The organism is Streptomyces sp. NPDC093094 (assembly GCF_044754345.1).
Classification (GTDB): domain Bacteria; phylum Actinomycetota; class Actinomycetes; order Streptomycetales; family Streptomycetaceae; genus Streptomyces.
Window position 1 is genome coordinate 92295 of record NZ_JBIVOX010000019.1, and the last position, 21121, is coordinate 113415.

At 71.7% G+C, this 21121-nt stretch carries 16 protein-coding genes; 7 read left to right on the plus strand and 9 right to left on the minus strand.

What is annotated here, in order from left to right:
- The first annotated feature begins 39 nt into the window (after positions 1–39).
- The 3 genes from ACIQGV_RS32015 (at position 40) to ACIQGV_RS32025 (ending at position 7369) form a co-directional block, all read left to right on the plus strand.
- On the plus strand, positions 40–1416 hold the full coding sequence (locus ACIQGV_RS32015) for an alpha-amylase family protein (protein ID WP_402500718.1): 1377 nt from the start codon (positions 40–42) through the stop codon (positions 1414–1416).
- A gap of 127 nt (positions 1417–1543) precedes the next feature.
- The gene (gene pulA / locus ACIQGV_RS32020; protein ID WP_402500720.1) at positions 1544–6952 is read left to right on the plus strand and encodes a pullulanase-type alpha-1,6-glucosidase; all 5409 of its coding nucleotides are present in this window, start codon (positions 1544–1546) and stop codon (positions 6950–6952) included.
- Between the two features lie 51 nt (positions 6953–7003).
- A complete protein-coding gene (locus tag ACIQGV_RS32025; protein WP_402500723.1) occupies positions 7004–7369 on the plus strand; it encodes a 5-carboxymethyl-2-hydroxymuconate Delta-isomerase in 366 nt (121 codons plus the stop codon).
- Between the two features lie 171 nt (positions 7370–7540).
- Here ACIQGV_RS32025 and ACIQGV_RS32030 read toward each other — a convergent pair whose 3' ends face one another.
- The 5 genes from ACIQGV_RS32030 to ACIQGV_RS32050 all read right to left on the minus strand — a co-directional run bounded on the left by ACIQGV_RS32030 (position 7541) and on the right by ACIQGV_RS32050 (position 12794).
- Positions 7541–8230 (minus strand): TetR/AcrR family transcriptional regulator, encoded by a 690-nt coding sequence (locus ACIQGV_RS32030; RefSeq protein ID WP_402500726.1) that lies wholly within the window; start codon positions 8228–8230, stop codon positions 7541–7543.
- Between the two features lie 82 nt (positions 8231–8312).
- A complete protein-coding gene (locus ACIQGV_RS32035) occupies positions 8313–9353 on the minus strand; it encodes a PDR/VanB family oxidoreductase (RefSeq protein ID WP_402500728.1) in 1041 nt (346 codons plus the stop codon).
- The gene (locus ACIQGV_RS32040) at positions 9353–10258 is read right to left on the minus strand and encodes a metal-dependent hydrolase (RefSeq protein ID WP_402500730.1); all 906 of its coding nucleotides are present in this window, start codon (positions 10256–10258) and stop codon (positions 9353–9355) included. Before ACIQGV_RS32040 ends, ACIQGV_RS32035 begins: the two co-directional genes overlap by 1 nt.
- Positions 10259–10324: 66 nt before the next feature.
- Positions 10325–12244, minus strand: coding sequence for a hypothetical protein (locus tag ACIQGV_RS32045; protein ID WP_402500733.1), 1920 nt, complete (start codon positions 12242–12244; stop codon positions 10325–10327).
- A gap of 49 nt (positions 12245–12293) precedes the next feature.
- Positions 12294–12794, minus strand: coding sequence for a tetratricopeptide repeat protein (locus tag ACIQGV_RS32050; RefSeq protein ID WP_402500735.1), 501 nt, complete (start codon positions 12792–12794; stop codon positions 12294–12296).
- A gap of 110 nt (positions 12795–12904) precedes the next feature.
- Here ACIQGV_RS32050 and ACIQGV_RS32055 point away from each other — a divergent pair, with 110 nt between their 5' ends.
- Positions 12905–13309, plus strand: coding sequence for a hypothetical protein (locus tag ACIQGV_RS32055; protein WP_402500738.1), 405 nt, complete (start codon positions 12905–12907; stop codon positions 13307–13309).
- A 91-nt stretch (positions 13310–13400) separates the two neighbouring features.
- Here the strand turns inward: ACIQGV_RS32055 and ACIQGV_RS32060 are convergent, their stop codons facing one another.
- From ACIQGV_RS32060 to ACIQGV_RS32070, 3 genes are all read right to left on the minus strand, one after another.
- The gene (locus tag ACIQGV_RS32060) at positions 13401–14981 is read right to left on the minus strand and encodes a DUF1996 domain-containing protein (protein WP_402500740.1); all 1581 of its coding nucleotides are present in this window, start codon (positions 14979–14981) and stop codon (positions 13401–13403) included.
- Positions 14982–15169: 188 nt separating this feature from the next.
- Positions 15170–15823, minus strand: coding sequence for a LuxR C-terminal-related transcriptional regulator (locus ACIQGV_RS32065; protein ID WP_402500743.1), 654 nt, complete (start codon positions 15821–15823; stop codon positions 15170–15172).
- Complete coding sequence (locus ACIQGV_RS32070; protein WP_402500745.1) at positions 15808–17076, minus strand: histidine kinase; 1269 nt, start codon at positions 17074–17076, stop codon at positions 15808–15810. The genes ACIQGV_RS32065 and ACIQGV_RS32070 overlap by 16 nt, the downstream gene beginning before the upstream one ends.
- Before the next feature lie 223 nt (positions 17077–17299).
- On the opposite strand from ACIQGV_RS32070, the gene ACIQGV_RS32075 reads away from it, so the two are divergent.
- Complete coding sequence (locus ACIQGV_RS32075; RefSeq protein WP_402500747.1) at positions 17300–18040, plus strand: hypothetical protein; 741 nt, start codon at positions 17300–17302, stop codon at positions 18038–18040.
- Between the two features lie 3 nt (positions 18041–18043).
- On the opposite strand, the gene ACIQGV_RS32080 is transcribed toward ACIQGV_RS32075, so the two are convergent.
- On the minus strand, positions 18044–18850 hold the full coding sequence (locus ACIQGV_RS32080) for an alpha/beta fold hydrolase (protein ID WP_402500847.1): 807 nt from the start codon (positions 18848–18850) through the stop codon (positions 18044–18046).
- A gap of 115 nt (positions 18851–18965) precedes the next feature.
- Here ACIQGV_RS32080 and ACIQGV_RS32085 point away from each other — a divergent pair, with 115 nt between their 5' ends.
- Positions 18966–19418 carry a MarR family winged helix-turn-helix transcriptional regulator gene (locus ACIQGV_RS32085; RefSeq protein WP_402500749.1) on the plus strand — a complete coding sequence of 151 codons (453 nt, stop codon included), beginning with the start codon at positions 18966–18968 and terminating at the stop codon, positions 19416–19418.
- 380 nt (positions 19419–19798) lie between these two features.
- Positions 19799–20830, plus strand: coding sequence for a glutamine synthetase (gene glnII / locus ACIQGV_RS32090; RefSeq protein WP_402500751.1), 1032 nt, complete (start codon positions 19799–19801; stop codon positions 20828–20830).
- Positions 20831–21121: the final 291 nt, after the last annotated feature.

Below are 21121 nucleotides of genomic sequence, written 5' to 3' on the forward strand. Positions count from 1 at the left end.
AGATTTCAGCCAGCCCCTTCAACGGTGAAGGACCCCCACATGGCCAGCAGCAGAACCGTTTCGGGTGCGCTCGCGCTCGCCGCGGCCTCAGCCGTGCTCATACCCGGCACCGCCGAGGCGTCCCCACCCGGCACCAAGGACGTCACCGCCGTGATGTTCGAGTGGAAGTACTCCTCGGTCGCCACCGAGTGCACCAACCGCCTCGGCCCCGCCGGATACGGCTACGTGCAGGTCTCCCCGCCTGCCGAGCACATCCAGGGCTCCCAGTGGTGGACGTCGTACCAGCCCGTGAGCTACAGGATCGCCGGCCGGCTCGGCGACGCCACCGCCTTCCGCAACATGATCAACACGTGTCACACGGCCGGGGTGAAGGTCGTCGTCGACACCGTCATCAACCACATGGCGGCCGTCAACGGCACCGGCACCGGCGGCTCTTCGTACACGAAGTACAACTACCCCGGCCTGTACTCGCCGGCCGACTTCGACAACTGCACCGCGCAGATCACCAACTACCAGGACCGCTGGCACGTCCAGAACTGCGAACTGGTCGGTCTCGCCGATCTCGACACCGGCGAGGACTACGTCCGCTCCGCCATCGCCGGGTACATGAACACCCTGCTCTCGTACGGCGTCGACGGCTTCCGGGTGGACGCGGCCAAGCACATCCCGGCCGCCGACCTCGCCAACATCAAGTCCCGGCTGAGCAAGCCGTCGGTCTACTGGAAGCAGGAGGCCATCTACGGTGCCGGAGAGGCCGTCCAGCCGTCCGAGTACACCGGCAACGGCGACGTGCAGGAGTTCCGCTACGCCTACGACCTCAAGCGGGTCTTCAACAGCGAGCGGCTCGCCTACCTGAAGAACTTCGGGGAGGGCTGGGGCTACATGGGCAGCGGCGTCTCCGGGGTCTTCGTCGACAACCACGACACCGAGCGCAACGGCTCCACCCTCAACTACAAGGACGGCGCCAACTACACGCTGGCCAACGTCTTCATGCTCGCCTGGCCCTACGGCGCCCCCGACATCAACTCCGCCTACGAGTGGTCGGACATCGACGCCGGCCCGCCCAACGGCGGCCAGGTGAACGCCTGCTGGCAGGACGGCTGGAAGTGCCAGCACGCCTGGCCGGAGATCCAGCGCATGGTCGCCTTCCGCAACGCCACCCGCGGCGAGGCGGTCACCAACTGGTGGGACAACGGCAGCCAGGCCATCGCCTTCGGCCGCGGGAGCAAGGGCTACACGGCCATCAACCACGAGTCCTCCGCCCTGACCCGCACCTACCAGACCTCGCTTCCGGCGGGCACGTACTGCAACGTGCAGAACAACACCCCGGTGACGGTCAACTCGGCCGGTCAGTTCACCGCCACCCTGGGCCCGAACACGGCCCTCGCCCTCTACACGGGCAAGTCCAGCTGCTGACCCCGCGGCAAGGGTCGTGAAATTCTTTTCCGTTACTTTCACGACCCTTGCTGCAAGCATTGCGCCGACGGTACGGTCGCGCCGGGGTCGGACCCGAATGAGCCGTAATCGCAAGGAGTTCACGCCTGTGACACCGAGATGGCCGGCGCCTGGGACGCGCCGCACCGCGCAGGGCACACGGATAGCGGCCGTCACCGCCGCCGCGCTCGCCGCGGCCCTGGTCCAGCCGCTCGCCGCCCGCGCCGACACCCCGCCGCCTCCGCCCTCGGACGCGGCACTGGCCAAGGCGGCCGCCCGGCACGACCTGACCCGGGAGCAGTTCTACTTCGTTCTGCCGGATCGTTTCGCCAATGGTGACGCCTCCAACGACCGGGGCCGCCTCGGCGGCACCCGCCTCACCACCGGCTACGACCCCACCGACAAGGGCTTCTACCAGGGCGGCGACCTCAAGGGCCTGACGCAGAAGCTCGACTACATCAAGGGCCTGGGCACCACCTCCATCTGGATGGCGCCCATCTTCAAGAACCAGCCCGTGCAGGGCACCGGCGCGAACGCCTCGGCCGGCTACCACGGCTACTGGATCACCGACTTCACCCAGGTCGACCCGCACTTCGGCACCAACGCCGACCTGGAGAAGCTCATCGACGCGGCGCACGCCAAGGGGATGAAGGTCTTCTTCGACGTCATCACCAACCACACCGCCGACGTCGTCGACTACGAGCAGAAGTCCTACGGGTACCTCTCCAAGGGCGCCTTCCCGTACCTGACCAGGGACGGCCGGCCCTTCGACGACGCCGACTACGCGGCGGGCGGCACCCGCTTCCCGCGCGTCGACAAGGACTCCTTCCCGCGCACCCCGACCGTCCCCGCCGCCAAGAAGGACCTCAAGGTCCCGTCCTGGCTCAACGACACGCGGATGTACCACAACCGCGGCGACTCGACCTTCGCCGGCGAGAACTCCACCTACGGCGACTTCTCCGGCCTGGACGACCTGTGGACCGAGCGTCCCGAGGTCGTCACCGGCATGGAGCACATCTACCAGCGCTGGGTGCGCGACTTCGACATCGACGGCTTCCGCATCGACACGGTCAAGCACGTCAACATGGAGTTCTGGACCCAGTGGGCCACCGCGCTGGACAAGTACGCGGCGGACCGGGGCCGGGACGACTTCTTCATGTTCGGTGAGGTCTACTCCGCCGACACGTCGGTGACCTCGCCCTACGTCACCCAGGGCCGCCTCGACGCCACGCTCGACTTCCCCTTCCAGGAGGCGGCGCGTCAGTACGTCTCCCAGGGCGGCAGCGCGAAGAAGCTGGCCGCGGTCTTCGGCGACGACTACAAGTACACGACCGACAAGGCCAACGCCTACGAGCAGGTCAGCTTCCTCGGCAACCACGACATGGGCCGCTTCGGCACGTTCCTGAAGCAGGACAATCCCGGTGCCTCCGACGCCGAGCTGCTGAAGAAGGACAAGCTCGCCAACGAGCTGATGTTCCTCGGCCGCGGCAACCCGGTCGTCTACTACGGCGACGAGCAGGGCTTCACCGGCGCCGGCGGCGACAAGGACGCCCGCCAGCCGATGTTCGCCTCCCGCACCGCCGACTACCTCGACGACGACCAGATCGGCACGGACCGCACCCACGCGAGCGCCGCGTACGACACCAAGGCGCCGCTGTACCGGCAGATCAGCGCCCTCGCCAAGCTCCGCAGGGACAACCCGGCCCTCGCCGACGGTGTCCAGACCGAGCGGTTCGCCGCCGACGGCCCCGGCGTCTACGCCTTCTCCCGCACGGACGCGAGGACCGGCGTCGAGTACGTCGTCGCCGTGAACAACGCCACCGAGGCGAAGAAGGCGACCTTCGCGACGGGTTCCGCCGGCATGCGGTTCGACGGGATCCACACGGCCGTCGGCTCTCTGCGGTCGGACACGGACAAGAAGATCACCGTCACCGTCCCCGCCGGCTCCGCCGTCGTGTACAAGGCGGCGGGCAGGCTCGCCGCGCCCGCGGCCAAGCCCACCGTCACCCTGAAGGCCCCCGCCGCCGGAGCCACCGGCACCGTCGAGCTCACCGCCGACGTCGAGGGCGGGCAGCTCAACCGGGTCGTCTTCGCCGCCCAGACCGGCAGCGGCAAGTGGCGTACGCTCGGCTCCGCCGACCACGCCCCCTACAAGGTCACGCAGACCGTCGGCAAGGACGTGGCCCCCGGCACCGCCCTGCGCTACAAGGCCGTCGTGATCGACTCGGCCGGCCGCACGGCCTCCGCCACCGCCTCCTCCACCACCGGCACCCCGCCCGCCGAGGAGACCCCCACCGCCTCCTCGCGCGACTACGCGGTCGTCCACTACAAGCGCGCCGACGGCGACTACGCCGACTGGGGCCTGTACGCCTGGGGCGACATCGCCGACGGCGAGGCCACGAACTGGCCGGACAGCCACCCCTTCACCGGCCGGGACGCCTACGGCGCCTTCGCCTATGTCAAGCTCAAGCCGGGCGCCTCGAACGTGGGCTACCTGGTGATCGACAAGCAGGGGAACAAGGACGTCTCCGCCGACCGCTCGATCGACGTCACCAAGACCGGCGAGGTCTGGATCGAGCAGGGCAAGGAGGCCGCCCTCACCGAGCGCCCGGCCGCCGAGTACCCGGCCCCGGACAAGGCGAAGGCCGTCCTGCACTACCAGCGCGCCGACGGGAACCACGACGGCTGGGGCCTGCACACCTGGACCGGTGCCGCGAACCCCACCGAGTGGTCGAACCCGCTGAAGCCGGTGAAGACTGATGCCTATGGCGCTGTCTTCGAAGTGCCCCTCGCCGAGGGTGCCACCAGCCTCAGCTACATCCTGCACAAGGGCGACGAGAAGGACCTGCCCGCCGACCAGTCGCTGGACCTCACGGCCGACGGGCACGAGGTGTGGCTGTTGAGCGGCCAGGAGGAGTACCTGCTCCCGCAGCCCGCCGGGTCCGCGGCCGCGCTCGACCTGACCACCTCCAAGGCGGTCTGGATCGACCGCGACACCCTCGCCTGGAACGGCTCCGAGGCCGCCGCCTCCAGCCGGCTGCTCTACTCCCGCACCGGCTCCGTCGAGGTGAAGGACGGGGCGCTCACCGGTACCGACGCGCGCGTGCTGCGGCTGGACAGGACACAGCTCACCGACGCCCAGAAGGCGAAGTTCCCGCACCTGAAGAACTACACCGCCTACTCCGTCGACACCCGTGACCGCGACCGGGTCCGCGAGGCCCTGTCCGGCCAGCTCGTCGCCGCGCAGTACGCCGCCAACGGTGCCGTGCTCACCGCGACCGGCGTGCAGATCGCGGGCGTCCTCGACGACCTGTACGACGCGACCGCCGCCGGCCTCGGCCCGGTCTTCCGCAGCGGCCGGCCCACCCTGTCGGTCTGGGCCCCCACTGCCCAGAGCGTCGCCCTGGAGCTGGACGGCACCACCGTCGCCATGCAGCGGGACTCCGCCACCGGCGTCTGGTCGGTCACCGGGCCCGCCTCCTGGAAGAACAAGCCGTACCGGTACGTCGTGAAGGTCTGGGCGCCCAGCGTCCGCAAGGTCGTCACCAACAAGGTCACCGACCCCTACGCGCTCGCCCTCACCGCGGACTCCGAGCGCAGCCTGATCGTCGACCTCGCCGACAAGGCGCTCGCGCCGAGCGGCTGGACGACGTACACCAAGCCGAAGGCCGTCCCCCTGAAGGACGCCCAGATCCAGGAACTGCACATCCGGGACTTCTCCGTGGAGGACCGGACCGCGAGCGACCGGGGCACCTACCTGGCCTTCACGGACAAGGACAGCGACGGCTCGAAGCACCTGCGCGAGCTCGCCGGGGCGGGCACCTCGTACGTGCACCTGCTGCCCGCGTTCGACATCGCCACGATCCCCGAGAAGAAGGCCGACCAGGCCACCCCCGACTGCGACCTGGCCTCCTTCGCCGCCGACTCCGACAAGCAGCAGGAGTGCCTGGCGAAGACCGCCGCGAAGGACGCCTACAACTGGGGCTACGACCCGTACCACTACACGGTCCCCGAGGGCTCCTACTCCACCGACCCCGACGGCACCGCCCGCACGGTCGAGTTCCGCAAGATGGTCAGGGCCCTCAACGACGACGGCCTGCGGGTCGTGATGGACGTCGTCTACAACCACACCGCCGCGAGCGGCCAGGCGGAGACCTCCGTCCTGGACCGGATCGTGCCCGGCTACTACCAGCGCCTGCTGGCCGACGGCTCGGTCGCGAACAGCACCTGCTGCGCCAACACCGCCACCGAGAACGCCATGATGGGCAAGCTCGTCGTGGACTCGATCGTCACCTGGGCCAGGCAGTACAAGGTCGACGGCTTCCGCTTCGACCTGATGGGCCACCACCCCAAGGCCAACATCCTGGCCGTGCGCAAGGCCCTCGACGCCCTCACCCCGGAGAAGGACGGCGTCGACGGCAAGCAGATCATCCTCTACGGCGAGGGCTGGAACTTCGGCGAGATCGCCGACGACGCCCGCTTCGTGCAGGCCACGCAGAAGAACATGGCCGGCACCGGCATCGCCACCTTCTCCGACCGGGCCCGTGACGCGGTCCGCGGCGGCGGCCCCTTCGACGCCGACCCCGGTGTCCAGGGCTTCGCCTCCGGTCTGTACACCGAACCGAACCCGGCCGCCGAGAACGGCACCCCGGCAGAGCAGAAGGCCCGCCTGCTGCACTACCAGGACCTGATCAAGGTCGGCCTGTCCGGCAACCTCGCCGGCTACCGCTTCACCGACTCCGGCGGCAAGGAGGTCAAGGGCTCCGAGGTCGACTACAACGGCGCCCCGGCCGGTTACGCGGCGGCACCCGGCGACGCCCTCGCCTACGCCGACGCGCACGACAACGAGTCGCTGTTCGACGCGCTCGCGTTCAAGCTGCCCGCCACGGTGGGCGCCGGCGACCGGGCCCGGATGCAGGTGCTCGCGATGGCGACCGCCACCCTCTCGCAGGGCCCGGCGCTCTCGCAGGCGGGCAGCGACCTGCTGCGCTCCAAGTCGCTGGACCGCAACTCCTTCGACAGCGGCGACTGGTTCAACGCCATCCACTGGAACTGCGCCGACGGCAACGGCTTCGGCCGCGGTCTGCCCCCGGCGGCCGACAACGCCGCCAAGTGGCCGTTCGCCAAGCCGCTGCTGGGCACGCTGAAGGTCGGCTGCGAGCAGATCCAGGGCGCCTCGGCGGCCTACCGGGACCTGCTGAAGATCCGTTCGACGGAGAAGGCGTTCTCCCTCGGCACCGCCGAGCAGGTGCAGACGCAGCTCTCCTTCCCGCTGTCCGGGACGGACGAGACGCCCGGCGTGATCACCATGCGCCTCGGTGACCTGGTCGTCGTCTTCAACGCGACCCCGCAGGAGCAGCAGCAGCGGGTCGCCGGCCTCGCCGGGACCGGCTACCGGCTGCACCCGGTGCAGGCCGCGGGCTCCGACACGGTCGTGAAGGACGCCGCCTACGCGCAGGAGTCGGGCACCTTCACGGTCCCGGCCCGCACGGTGGCGGTCTTCACCCGGGCCGGCTAGCCGGACGCTGCGGTTAGGGTGCTCCTGTCCCTCGCAGAAACAGGAGCACCCATGCCGCAGATCACCGTCGACTACTCCACCTCGCTGGACATGACGGACTCCTTCGACCAGGAGGGCTTCGCCCGGGCGCTGCACGAGACGGTCGTGGAGATCGCGGCGGCCAGGCCGCAGGCGTGCAAGACGCTGTTCCGGTCGGGAAGCACCGCGTTCGCCTACGCGGACCTGGAGCGTGAGCCGCACGCCGTCGTGCACGTGACCGTCGGTCTCCTCGCCGGACGCACCGAGGAGACGAAGGCGAAGCTCACCGAGACCGTGGTGGAGCTGCTGCGCAAGCACATCGAACCGGTGGACGGCGGACTGCACCTGTCCGCCGAGGTACGCGACCTCGACGCCTCCTACCGGAAGTTCGAAGCCTAGGGCCTGTCTGACCGTTCCCGTCTGCCGCGCGACGCCGTGCACGCGCTCTCGCCGCACCGGCCCCGGACCCGGGTACGTCCGGTACGAGGGCCTGGGGCCGGCACGCCGAGAGCACGCACCTGACGGCGCGCGGCCGCCCTTCGGGCGACGACGCGAAGGGGCGGACAGGCCCTAGGAAGCGAGCGTGACGAGCCGGGTGACCAGGTCCGTGAAGGGTCCGTCACCCGGCTCCTGCTTGAGCAGGGGACGCAGGAGCTCGGCCGTCTCCGTGTCGTGCGCGGCGCTCACCGCGAGCAGCGCGCCGAGGCTCTGCACGAGCTGGACCTCCAGCTCCTCGCGCGGGACGCGCCGCCCGTCCAGCCAGATCAGCGCGGTCGACTCGGCGAGCGAGATCCACGACCGGACCACCAGCTCCAGCCGGGCGGGCGGCTCGCCGACGCCGAGGTGGGCCAGGATCTGCTCGTACGCCGCCTGCCGTACGGAGTCGATGAGGGCGTTGGTGGTCGTGGAACCGACGGCCGGGCCGCCGCGCATCAGCGCGGAGAAGCCGGGGCCGTGCTCGTCGACGAAGTCGAAGAACCGGGCCATCACCCGCAGCAGCCGTGCCCCGAGCGGCCCCTCGTGCGGCTCGGTGAACCGGCCCGCCAGATCGTCCGAGGCGCGCTTCAGCGCGGCCTCGTACAGGCTGAGCTTGCCCGGGAAGTAGTGGTACACCAGCGGGCGGGAGATACCGGCCGCCGACGCTATCTCGTCGATGGAGACCTCGTCGGGGGAGCGGCGGCTGAACAGGTCGAGGGCGACCCCGATCAGCTGCTGACGTCGCTCCTCGACTCCCAACCTGCGGCGCGTCCCGGTAGACATGCGAACACTTTACCGATCGGATCCGGCCGCCGAACGGGCCGGATCGATCGTACGGTTCACAGGCCGCGTCCGCCGGCTCCGTTCACATGTCCAGCACCAGACGTCCGCCGCGGGCCCGGGACACACAGATCAGCATCGAGTCGTCGCGCTCGCCGTCGGTCAGCAGCTCGTCCCGGTGGTCCACCTCGCCCTCCAGCACCCGCTGCAGGCAGGTCCCGCAGAAGCCCTGTTCGCACGAGTAGAGGGTGTCCGGAAGCTCCGCCCGCACCGCGGCCAGCACGCTGGTCCCCGCCGGCACGGTCACCGTCCGTCCGCTGCGCGCGAGTTCGACCTCGAACGCATGGTCGCCGCCGGCGGACGCACGGGGGGCGAACCGCTCCAGGCGCACCTTCGGCGCCCGCCCGGCGACGGCCGCCATCAGCCCCTCGGGCCCGCAGGCGTAGACCGCGGCCCCCTCGGGCACGTTTGCGAGGAACCCGTCCAGGTCGGGCCTGCCGCTCTCGTCCTCGGCGACGACCGTCACCCGGTCCCCGCCCAGCTTGAGCACGTCCTCCAGGAACGGCATCGACGCCCGGCTCCGCCCGCAGTACAGCAGCCGCCACGCGGCGCCCTCCGGCAGCGCCCGCAGCATCGGCAGCACCGGCGTGATCCCGATGCCGCCCGCGACGAACACGTACGATCCCGCCTCCACCAGCGGGAACCGGTTGCGCGGCCCGCGCACCTCCAGCTCGGTGCCCTCCTGCACCTGCTCGTGCACCTCGCGCGAACCGCCGCGCCCGTCCGGCACCAGGCGGGCGGCGACCGTGTAGGAGGAGGTGTCCTCCGGGTCCCCGCACAGCGAGTACTGGCGCACCAGGCCCGAGGGCAGGACCAGGTCCAGATGCGCGCCCGGCTCCCAGCGCGGGAGGGCGTGCCCCTCCAGGCGCAGCCGGACGACGCCGTCGGCGATCTCCTCGTGCGCGGTCACCTCCAGCCGCAGCGCACGGGAGCGCGGCCGTCCCGACACCGGCTCCTCCAGAGCGGGCATCGGCCACAGCGGAGAGTCCTGGATCCTGCGGCGCATCGCCCGCCGGACGAGGAGAGCGGCACCCGCGGCGGCGACGAGGGTCAGCGGCCTCGGCATCACGCGGCCCCCTTCTCCGCGGCCAGCGCGGCCGGCGAACTCGCCAGATACGCCAGGGCCTGGGCGGTGGAACCCTCCTGCGAGGGGTGGTAGGCGCGGCTGAGATAGGTCGGTATCGACCGCAGCATGTCCCCGGTCGCGGGCAGGGTGCCCCGGCGGCCGCTCAGATAGAAGTCCTTGAACGACGCCTTGCCGTCCGGCAGGGTCGGGTCGTTCTCCATGAAGAACCGCGTCCCGCGCTGCCACAGGAACACGAGTGTCGCGAACGCCGTCGCCCAGGTGCGCGCCCGGCGCCGGTAGCTGCCGTCGACATGCATGAACAGGTCGAACGCCACCGACCGGTGCTCCACCTCCTCGGCGCCGTGCCAGCGCAGCAGGTCCAGCATCACCGGGTCCGCCCCGCGCCGGTCCAGTTCCCCGGCGTTGAGCACCCAGTCCCCGAGGAACGCGGTGTAGTGCTCGATCGCCGCGATCAGCGCGACGCGTTCCAGCAGCCACCAGCGGCGTGCCCGGCCCGGCGGCAGGGTCCGGTCGCCCAGGAGCTTCTCGAACATCCAGTCCACCTGCGCGGTGTACGGCGTCGGGTCGAGCCCCAGCTCCCTCAGATGCGGCAGCACCTCGTCATGGGCCTGGGAGTGCATCGCCTCCTGCCCGATGAAGCCGATGACGTCCTCGCGCAGCCGCTCGTCCCGGATGAGGGGCAGCACCTGCCTGTAGACGTGCACGAACCACCGCTCACCGGCCGGCAGCAGCAGATGCAGCACGTTGATGGTGTGCGTGGTGAAGGGATCGCCGGGCACCCAGTGCAGCGGGGTGTCCTCCCAGGCGAAGGACACCTTCCGTGCCTTGAGCGCGATCCGCTCCGCGTCGACCGGCCGGGGGAGACGGCCCTGCTTGTTAGACATGCTGTCAATGTACTGACGGGTAAGGCCGTCGGGAAGCCTTGCGCCCGGACTTTGTGCGCGGAGCCGCTACCGCAGCCCGCCGATCTCCCGCCCGTCCTCCAGGACCCCCTTCAGCCCGGCCCGGGCCCCCTGCCGCGCCTCCACGGCCAGCAGCGGACCCTCCGCCGAGCCCTCCACCCCGCCGCTCGCCCCGACCGACGCCACGGCCCTGCTCCCCGCGGCCAGCAGGTACCAGGAACCCCGCTCCGACTTCCACAGCACCCCGGCCAGCACATGCGGGTCCTTCGGCCCGCACGCCGCCACGTTCTCCGCCTTCGCCACCACGGCCCCGTACGTCCCGCCCGGCGTACGGAACTGCGCCAGCACCCGCGGTCCCCCGCCCCGCCAGGTCTCCGCCCGCGTGCACACCCAGCCGGCGGTCCCGCCGCCCTCCGGCAGCGGCTGAGCGGCGTAGCTCCACAGGTTGACCGCCCGTACGCCGTGCCCCCGCATGTCCGCCAGCGAGCAGGCGTACGGTGCCCAGCCGTCCAGCGCCTGCGCGCCGGTCACGTCCCGCGCGGACCCGGGCCGCCCCGAGGTCAGCCGGGCCGGCACCAGCTCCCCGAGATCCGTGGCCAGCCGTGTGCCGTCCCTGCCCGTCAGCTCCAGCGCGTTCCAGGACGTACAGGCGCCGCCGCGGCCGGCCGGGCCGGCCAGCGGCGAGGTGATCCCGTCGGCCAGGGTCAGCTCCGTCGCACCCGACCCCGGCTTCGTCAGGTCCCGCACGGACGCCTTCTCCACCCAGGGCGCGGTCAGGTACCGCACATTGCCGTCGGCCCGGTCCAGGACGACCGCGCCCGCCTCCGCACCGCTCGCCCCGTCGACCCGCGCGAAGTCCATCGCGGCGCCGGCCGTGCCGTCCTTCGGCTCGGCGTACCGGGCGATGCGCAGACCGTCGTAGAGGATCACCACCCGGGCGTTGCCGACGCCGCCCGCGTACAGCAGCTGCGCCGGGCCCGCCGGGCCGCCCGACGGGGTGCCGGGTGTCACGGAGACGAGGACCCGCTCGCCGGGCCGGGCCCACACGGCGAGCGCCCGGCGCAGCAGGGCCGTGTCGCCGGTGAGCTCACCCCGGGCCGGCCACACCGAGAAGTCGGTGCGCGCGGAGCTCTGCCACGCGGCGGGCGCCACCTCGACCAGCCGGGCCGGGTCCAGTGCGGCCTCCGCGGAGGGGTTGCGGGCGTAGGGCGGGGCGGCGGCCCCCTCGCGGCCCCAGCCGTCGCCGGGCAGTCCGAGCAGCGCCCCGCACAGCGCCACGGCCGCGGTCGCGACGAGCGCGGCCCGCAGGTGCTGGCGGCGCCGCATCAGATCGGTGGGCCGGGCCTGGAGCGAGCAGGCGTCGAACTCGGCGGACTCCAGCAGCGCGTACTGCGCCGGTACGCCGTCCGCCCCGGCGAGGGCGCCGTCCGGGTCGTCGGCCCCGGCGGCCGCCAGCACCCGGCGCACCTCGGTGTCGTCCAGCCGCTCCAGGCCCCGCAGCACGTACGCGGCACGGGCCGGGGCCGGCAGCGCGGACAGCCGCTGGTCCAGCGCGAGCTCGGCGGCGCCGCCCGAGCGCGGGAACAGCTTCAGGCCCCACACCCGCGGCAGCAGCACGGGCAGCCGGGGCCGGGCCCGGAACGTCAGCGGCAGACCGGCCTCCAGCGCCGCGCGCAGCACCCGCAGCCGCACGAAGGCGTAGCCCGGGTCGCCGCCGCGGCCGCCGGGCCGGCTCTGCGCGGGCACCGCCGGGGCGGACGTGCGGCCGCCCCGGGGCAGTGCGCGCTGGGTGAGGGCGTGCGCGGTCAGGACGCGCCGGCCCCGGCCCAGGCCCGACGGCAGCACCAGATAGGCCAGCCGGACCAGCCGCGGATAGTGCTCGACGAGCGCGGCCTCGGCCTGTCCGGCGTCGGCCACCGGGTCGGCGGGGGAGACTGCGGGGCGCGGGGCGGCATCCTGTGACGGCACGTTCAGCAGAACGAGCGAACGCCCCGTCGGTCACCGCCGGACGGGCCGCTCAGTCCCGCGGACCGGCCAGCGCCCGCGCGTAGCCGGCCATCGACCGCTGGTAGCGGGGCAGATGCGGGGCCAGCGCGCCCAGCACCAGCGCCAGGCCCTCGCGGTCGCGCCCCAGGGAGGACAGGCACAGCGCCAGTGTCGCCCGTACGGCGTCGTCCAACTCGTCGGAGGGGCCGTCCAGTTCGGGAGTCAGCAGTTCCACGCCCTCCTCCGGCTGCCCGATGTTGCGCAGCGAGCTGGACAGCTGGATCCTCGCCCGCCGCCCCTTGTACCCGGCGAGGTCGCGCGCCAGCGCCTCCCGGTACAGCGGCACCGCCCGGTCGGAGCGGCCGGTGGAGTCCCAGGCGCACGCCTGCTCGAAAGGACCCTCGGGACTGCCGTCGGGCAGTTCGGCGACCAGCGCGTCGATCACCGCGCGGAACGCGCCGGCCTCCTCCTCGGGGCAGTCGTCGAAGGACGCCCAGGCGGCGCTCACACGGTCTTCCCAGTCCTTGTCCACCGGCCTACCCTCGCACGGGTGTGCCCCGCGGGGCGCGGGATTTGAGCGCGGCGGGCGTGACAGCCGTATCGGACGTCAGGCACCCGCCTGCATTCTGCCCGGAGGATCACATGAGGCTGCCCCGACCGATGACAAGCGCGCTGCTCGGCGCGGCACTGCTGGCCCTGACCGGCTGCGGCTCCCAGGACAGCGGCACGTCCGTGCCGCCGACCGCCACCGGCAGCCTGGAGCATCTGGCCGCCGAGGCCGAGTGCGCTCCCGACATGCAGACCGACGCCGACGAGATCCGCCAGGCCATCTGCCGCAACGGCGACGGCAAGTTCGTCCTGGCCACCTTCGCCACCGACCGCGGCCAGCGCGAGTGGATCAACGAGGCCAAGGACTACGGCGGCCACTACCTGGTCGGCCGCAAGTGGGTCGCCGTCGGTGACACGGACGTCGTCACCGCGCTGCGCGGCACGCTGGGCGGCATGATCGAGGAGGGCCGCAGCCACGGCGGCGGCGGTCACCACTAGGCACTGTCGCCGGGACCGTGCCGGCACAGCGGAAGCGGGCGGTGGGAGAACCCACCGCCCGCTCCTGTGGGGGGAACCGCGAGGTGTCAGATCACCGGCAGCGGGATCCGGAGTTGATGCAGCGGACCATCTTGTTCATCAGGTTCTCGTCGAAGACGTTGATGAAGTCGTCGTGGTCGGTGCTCGGCTTGTGCAGCTGCTCGGGGAAGCCGTCGACCGCGATCGCGTTCTTCACCTGCCCGTTCTCGATCACCGGAGCGTCCACGTCGTAGACGAGCCGCATGACGAGCTGCGGAATGGCCTTGAAGCCGTTCTGGCAGCGGCCGGACGCGTCGGCGAAGGCCACATGCGTGCGGTGGTTGGCGCTGTCGATGTTCTGGCCGTCCCAGCAGCTCTGGAACTTGAACGTGCGCACCACGTCACTGCCCTGGGGGCACAGCGGGTACTGCTCCTTCAGCTGCCGGTTCTCGAACCCGGTGCAGCTCCAGGACGCGTTGGCGTTCGCCAGTCCGTTGGTCGTGGTCTTGGCGTCGCCGGTGATGATCCGCAGGAACTTCGGCATCGCCACGACCTTGGACTTCGGGCTGCCGACGAACTTGATCTGCGCCTGCTTGGCCTGGAGGATCCGGCCGACGTTGCCTTCCTTGCCACCGCCGTCGTTGTTCTGGTCGAAGTCCTGCGTGCCGTCCTGCACACGCAGCACCGGCCAGTAGTACGAGGACTTGTCGCCCTGGTTGGCGCAGGTGGTGCCGGCGGCCGCGAACGTGTCGTTGTTCGCGAAGGCGTCGTTGGCCTGGTTGCCCACGTAGTCGTGCAGGTGGTGGGCACCGTTGGTGACACCGGGCGCGACGATCACGTTGTCGGTGTTGAACTTCTTGTTCGCGTTCGTCCCGCAGCTGCTGCTGAACGTGCCCGTGGAGGCGCTGCGGCCGCGGCGCGGCGACTGCACGTTCGGCTGGACGGTGGTGATGTCCACGAAGTCGGCGGCGACGGGGCCGTTGCCGGCCTGACCGTTGCTGCCCTGCTGCTGGCCGTCACCGTTCTGGCCGTCGCCCTGCTGCTGGCCACCGTCCTGCTGGCCACCGTCCTGCTGGCCACCGTCCTGCTGGCCGCCGTCCTGCTGCTGACCGTCGCCCTGCTGCTGGCCGCCGTCCTGCTGCTGGCCGCCACCGCCCTCGCCCGCGTTGGTCTGCGGCTGCTCCGCGGGGGCGGCGGCACAGCCGGCCAGACCGTCCAGGCTGCCGGGGGCGCTGCCTCCGGCCCGGTTGATCTCCAGCTTGATGCGATCGATGATCACCGTGCGGCGGTCCTTCAGCGGCTGAAGGATGCTGTTCTGCACGAAGCTCGCGTCCCGGGACTGGGCGTCCCGGGTGCTCGCCAGCCGCTGGTACGACTCGGTGATCTGCTGGTCCAGCGTGGCCAGTTCACCGTCGACCTCGCCGCGGGCGCGGTCCGGCACCGAGGTGAGCTGCTGGCCGACGTCCGGGCAGTCGATCGTGGCGACCTGCGCGGCGGCCGCCTTCGTCCGGTCCCAGCTCTTCTGGCCGTCCTCGTGCGCCGAAGCGTAGAAGTTCGCCCAGATCAGCCCGCCCCCACCGAGCGCTAGGGCCGCCGATGCGGCTATGGCCTTGGTGGCCAGCGGCGTACGGCGTTTTCGTGTGTTGCGTCCCATGGAACTCCTCTGACTTCCTTGCGGGGCAGCATCGAGGCGCCCGACAGGAGTGAAGCGGCTCCCATCCATACGGACGTGGTCCCACGAGTGTTCAGACGTCCCGGAAATTCACGTGTTTCAACGGTCCCCGACGGTTCCCGCCAGGCCCTGACGGTTCTCGTCGGGCCCTGACGAGGGCATGAGCGGCCTCAGCGGTCCCGGTCCAGGAAGGCGAGCACGGCCAGCACCCGCCGGTTGTCGTCGTCGGAGATCTCCAGGCCCAGCTTGGTGAAGATGTTGGCGGTGTGCTTGGCCACCGCCCGTTCCGTCACCACCAGTTTCCCGGCGATCGCGGCGTTCGAACGGCCCTGCGCCATCAGCTCCATCACCTCCAGCTCACGGGGCGTCAGCCGGGCCAGCGGCCGGTCCTGCCCGGCGCGGCGGGCCAGCAGCTGCTGGATCACCTGAGGGTCCATCGCGGTCCCGCCCGCCGCGACCCGTCGTACGGCGTCCACGAACTGGTCCGCGTCGAAGACCCGGTCCTTGAGCAGATAGCCGACGCCCCCGCTGCCGTCGGCGAGCAGCTCGCGCGCGTACAGCTGCTCCACGTGCTGCGACAGCACCAGCACGGGCAGTCCGGGCCGCTCCCGCCGGGCCCGCAGCGCGCACTGCAGCCCCTCGTCCGTGTGCGTCGGCGGCAGCCGTACGTCCACCACCGCCACGTCCGGCCGCTCCTCGGCCAGCGCGCGGTCCAGCTCGGGGCCGGTCTCCACCGCGGCGGCGATCTCGAAGTCGTACGCCTCCAGCAGCCTGACCAGACCGTCGCGCAGCAGGAAGAGGTCTTCGGCTAGGACAACTCGCACGGAATCTCCATGGTCACCATGGTGGGACCGCCCGCGGGAGAGCTGACGGCCAGGACGCCGTCGAATGTACCGAGCCGCCGCTCCACCCCGGCCAGTCCCGAACCGGCCGCCGGGTCCGCGCCGCCCCGGCCGTTGTCGGTGACCGTGGCGCGCAGCCGGCCCTCGGAGTGGTGCAGGTCGATCCAGAGCCGGTCGGCGCCGGAGTGCTTCACGGCGTTGGTGAGCAGCTCGCTCACCGCGAAGTACGCGGCCGACTCCACCGGCGCCTCGGCACGCCCGTCGAGCTCCACGGTCACCTCGGTCGGCACCGGCATCCGCAGGGCCAACGCCCTCACGGCGTCGCCCAGTCCGCGCTCGGCCAGCACCGGCGGGTGGATGCCGCGCACCAGGTCGCGCAGCTCGGCGAGGGCGTCCACGGAGGACTGCCGGGCCTGCGCCAGCAGCCGCCTGGCCTTCTCGGGGTCCTTGTCCAGCAGCATCTCGATGGTTCCCAGGTCCATGCCCATCGCCACCAGGCGGGCCTGCGCCCCGTCGTGCAGATCGCGCTCGATACGGCGCAGCTCGGCCGCCGAGGCGTCCACCGCGTCCCGCCGCGTCTCCGTCAGCTTCTCCACCCTGCGGGTGAGTTCGGCCGTCTCGGTGGGGGCGAGCGCGGCCCGGGTGAGCCGGAAGTGCGCGTGGACCAGGACGGGGTTGAAGCGCAGCGCGAGGGCCAGCCACACACAGCCGAGCAGCGCGGCGAGCAGGGCCGTGCCCTGCCCGGAGACGGGGACGAAGGCGAACCAGTAGGTGCCGCCCGCCTCGACGATCGGCCGCCACAGGCCCGCACCCATCAGCAGTCCCAGCACGCCCTCCGCGAGCAGCGCCGGCGCCACGATCGCCACGCCGCCGCCGATCAGGGTGTCCACCCACAGCCAGCGCAGGTCCCGCCAGGTCGCGGGGTCCCGCAGCAGCGCGTTGGTCAGCTCGACCCGGCCCATGATGCCGCCGCGGACGGGCTCGGGCAGTGGCGCGTACCGGGCGGGGATGCGCACTCCGGACCAGCTCGCGGCCAGCTCGCGCCGCTTGACGGCGTACTCGCGCAGGGCGGTCAGGACGGTGGGCGTGGTCACGACGCCGATGCCCAGCGGGATGTAGACGACCGAGACGACCGTCAGCACGCTGAGCACGATCGAGGCGGTCCACGCCATCACCGCCAGCGCCATTCCCCGCGCCCCCGACACGACGGCGTCCCGCGCCTTCTCCCGGATCATGACCCCCGCCTCTCTCGTTGCGGTCTCCAGTCTCGCCGAGACCGCGCCGCAGATCACGGGGGTGGGGGACCGGATGGGGGGTGGTGCCAGGTACACCTCGGGGTGACCGCCAACTCCCGTGTGACGCAGGTTACTTCGACATTTCTGTGTGACCGCTGAGTAACTCCGTTCGGGATCTCGTACATAGCGGCGAACTCTCCCCCGACTTCCCAGGAGGCGCGCAATGTCGCGTAGGAGGACCCTCAGTGCGAAGAAGAAGGTGGCGCTGCTGGTGACCGCCGCCACGGTGGCGGGAGGTGGCGCCTTCGTCATGGCGAGCACCTCGAACGCCGCGCAGTCGGCGAAGGACTCGACCGTCTGCCAGGGACTCGCCACCGCGCTCGGCAACAACGAGCGGTTCATCGCGGACCAGAAGGCCAAGCCCGACGCCCAGTCGGCGGCGCGGATCGCCAACCGCGAGGCTGTCATCGCACAGATCAAGGTGCAGCAGAAGGCGTCGGACTGCGTCGTTGGGGAGTCGGCTCAGGGCTCCCAGTCGGGGCAGAACGGCCAGCAGGGCGGCGGTCAGCAGGCGGGCGGCGGTCAGCAGGCCGGTGGCGGTCAGCAGGCCGGTGGCGGTCAGCAGGCGGGCGGCGGTCAGCAGGCCGGTGGCGGTCAGCAGGCGGGCGGCGGTCAGCAGGCGGGCGGCGGTCAGGCCGCTCCTCCCGCGGCCTCCGGCCAGCAGGTCTGCAACGGCTCCACCGTCACCCTCTCCGGCGAGGGCGGAGCCCCGGCGGCGTCCAGCAACCAGTTCCCGGCCGGCACCAAGCTGAAGGTGACCAACCTGGACAACAACAAGTCCACGACCGTCGAGGTCACCTCGGTCTCCGGCAGCTGTGTCCTGCTGAACAACGCGGCTTTCGAGCAGGTCCGTGAGCCCGGCAAGTTCCTCATCCGCCGGGCCGTGATCGAGAAGGTGGGGTGACGCTCACGCAGAAAGGAACCCGCTGAGGCGGTGGCCCAGGTCAGCCGGTGCCGACTGCGGCAGCGCGTGATGGGAGACGTCCGCGAGGACCACGACCTCCGCGTGCGGCAGCAGCCCGGCCGCCCCGGCCGCCACCGCGCACGTGTCATGTGTCCTGCTGTTCGCGGCCACGAGCAGCAGGACCGGCACGTCCAGACCGCGCAGCGCCTCGGGCGCCGGACGCGGTCCGGTCACCGGCTTCTTGGAAGGAAAGCCGGCGGCCGCCTCCTGGAGGCGGAGCCATGCGGGGTCCTGAGGGGTGCCCCCGGTCTCCCACTCCAGAAACGCACGCACCCGGCGCGGCGAGGGCCGCAGCAGCATCGGCAGCGCCCGCAGCAGGTACGCCGCCTCGAACCCGGCGAAGCATCCGGTCGGATCGAGGAGGAACAGGCGGCGCACCCGTGCCGGGGCGTGCAGCGCGTGATGCAGCGCGATCCAGGCACCGTAGGAGTGCCCGCCGACGTCGGCCGTGTCGATGCCGAGACCGTCGAGCAGGGCGTCCACCCACGCCGTGAGATCGGCGACCGTCCGCAGCGGACGGTCGCCGGTCCGCGCGCTGCGCCCCGGCGCCCCTACCAGGTCCACCGCGTGCACCCGGTGGGTGCGGGCCAGCTCCGCCGCCTGCGCGTACCAGGACGCCGAGGTCGCGCCCCCGCCGCCGGGCAGCAGCAGGAGCGGGCGCCCGTCCCGCGGACCGCAGACATTGACGTACGTCGTGCCGTACGGCGTGGGCACCTCGACCGCCTCGTGCCCGGCCGGCCACTTCGCCATCACCTCGTCGTACGCGGAGCCGAAGCCGTCGCTGTCGTACGTACGCACAGCACCCCCTATTATCTCGTCCAGCAAGATTCTTGTGGAGCGAGATGATAGCCGGAGGTGGCGGGCGATGCAGGAGCAGGGGCCGGAGATGGAGATCGTCCATCTGCTGCGCGCGGTGACGGTCGAACTCGGGCTGCACAGCGCGAGGTTCGCGAACCGCAACGACATGCACCCGACGGACGTGCGTGCCCTGATCGCCCTCATGGACGCCTCCCGCGCGGGCGAGGAGCTGACCGCCGGCCGGCTCGGGGCCGAGCTGGGGCTGAACTCCGCCGGTACGACGGCCCTGGTCGACCGCCTGGAACGGGCCGGGCACGTCCGCCGGGTGCGGGGCGAGCGGGACCGCCGTCAGGTCGTCGTACGGATCGAGGAGCGCGCCGTCGAGCTGGGCCGGTCCTTCTTCGGTCCGCTGATCGGCCGGGCGGTGGAGCTGCTGGGCGACTGCGACGAACGGGAGCGGGCCGCGATCCGCCGCTTCCTGGGCGGCGTACGGGACGCGGCGGCGGAGGCGCGGGACTGAGGCGCGGGACTGAGGCGCGGGACTGAGGTGCAGGACTGAGGCGGAGCGCCGGGGTGCAGGATCGAGGCGCAGGGCCGGGGCGGAGCGCCGGGGGAGTCCGCCGGTGCGGACGGCGTGCGGGGGCGTATTCCGTCGCATACAAGCCCGGCTCCCGCCGCTCTGCGCGACTGCGAACGGCCGCTCCCCGCGGCGCTGCGCACACGGCGGTCCCTCACGGCGTGAGATGGGGCACACCATCGCCAGGTAACACGGGGTTCACATTCGAGCAATGACCGGGAAATCGCCCGTTGACAGGCTGCCGGTCGACGGCGGCGCTCCGGTGCCGCAGCGCCGCAGCAACCCGCAACGTGTGCAGACCCACCCCCGAAGGAAGTGGCCCCGTGACCTTCAAGGCTGAGTACATCTGGATCGACGGCACCCAGCCGACCGCCAAGCTCCGCTCCAAGACCAAGATCATCACGGGTGAGCCCGTCGGTCTGGACGAGCTGCCGATCTGGGGCTTCGACGGGTCCTCCACGAACCAGGCCAAGGGCCACGCCTCGGACCGTGTCCTCAGGCCGGTCTTCAGCTGCCCGGACCCGATCCGCGGCGGCGACGACATCCTCGTGCTCTGCGAGGTCCTGAACATCGACATGACGCCGCACGAGTCCAACACCCGTGCCGCGCTCGCCGAGGTCGCCGAGCGGTTCGCCGCCCAGGAGTCGATCTTCGGCATCGAGCAGGAGTACACCTTCTTCGACGGTGCCCGCCCGCTCGGCTTCCCCGAGGGCGGCTTCCCGGCCCCGCAGGGCGGCTACTACTGCGGTGTCGGCGCCGACGAGATCTTCGGCCGCGACATCGTCGAGAAGCACCTGGACAACTGCCTCAAGGCGGGCCTGGGCATCTCCGGCATCAACGCCGAGGTCATGCCCGGCCAGTGGGAGTTCCAGGTCGGCCCGCTGGCGCCGCTGGAGGTCTCCGACCAGCTGTGGGTGGCCCGCTGGCTGCTCTACCGCACCGCCGAGGACTTCGGCATCTCCGCCACCCTCGACCCCAAGCCGGTCAAGGGCGACTGGAACGGCGCCGGCGCGCACACCAACTTCTCCACCAAGGCGATGCGTGAGGGCTACGACGCCATCATCACCGCCGCCGAGTCGCTCGGTGAGGGCTCCAAGCCGCTCGACCACGTCAAGAACTACGGCGCCGGCATCGACGACCGTCTGACCGGTCTGCACGAGACCGCCCCGTGGGACAAGTACTCCTACGGCGTCTCCGACCGCGGTGCCTCGGTCCGCATCCCGTGGCAGGTCGAGAAGGACGGCAAGGGCTACATCGAGGACCGCCGCCCGAACGCCAACGTCGACCCGTACGTGGTGACCCGCCTGCTCGTCGACACCTGCTGCTCCGCCCTGGAGAAGGCCGGCCAGGTCTGATCCACGGCCGCAAGGCTCCCGAGGGGCGTCCACCGTGAGGTGGGCGCCCCTCGTCGCGTCACCGGCGGCTCCCGGCGGGGCGGACCCATGAGGACCGACGGGACACCCGCCGTCACGACCCGGACGGGCCACGGGCGGACGCGTCCGCGGCCGGCCGCGGACCTGCCGGCCGCGGACCTGCCGGGCGCGGACCTGCCGGGCGGGCCGGTGCGGCTGCGGCACGGGCGGGACAGGTGCCGGCCGCGAGGTGCCCGGGGGTTCTCCTCTTCCGTCGGCAGACCGCCGGGCAGA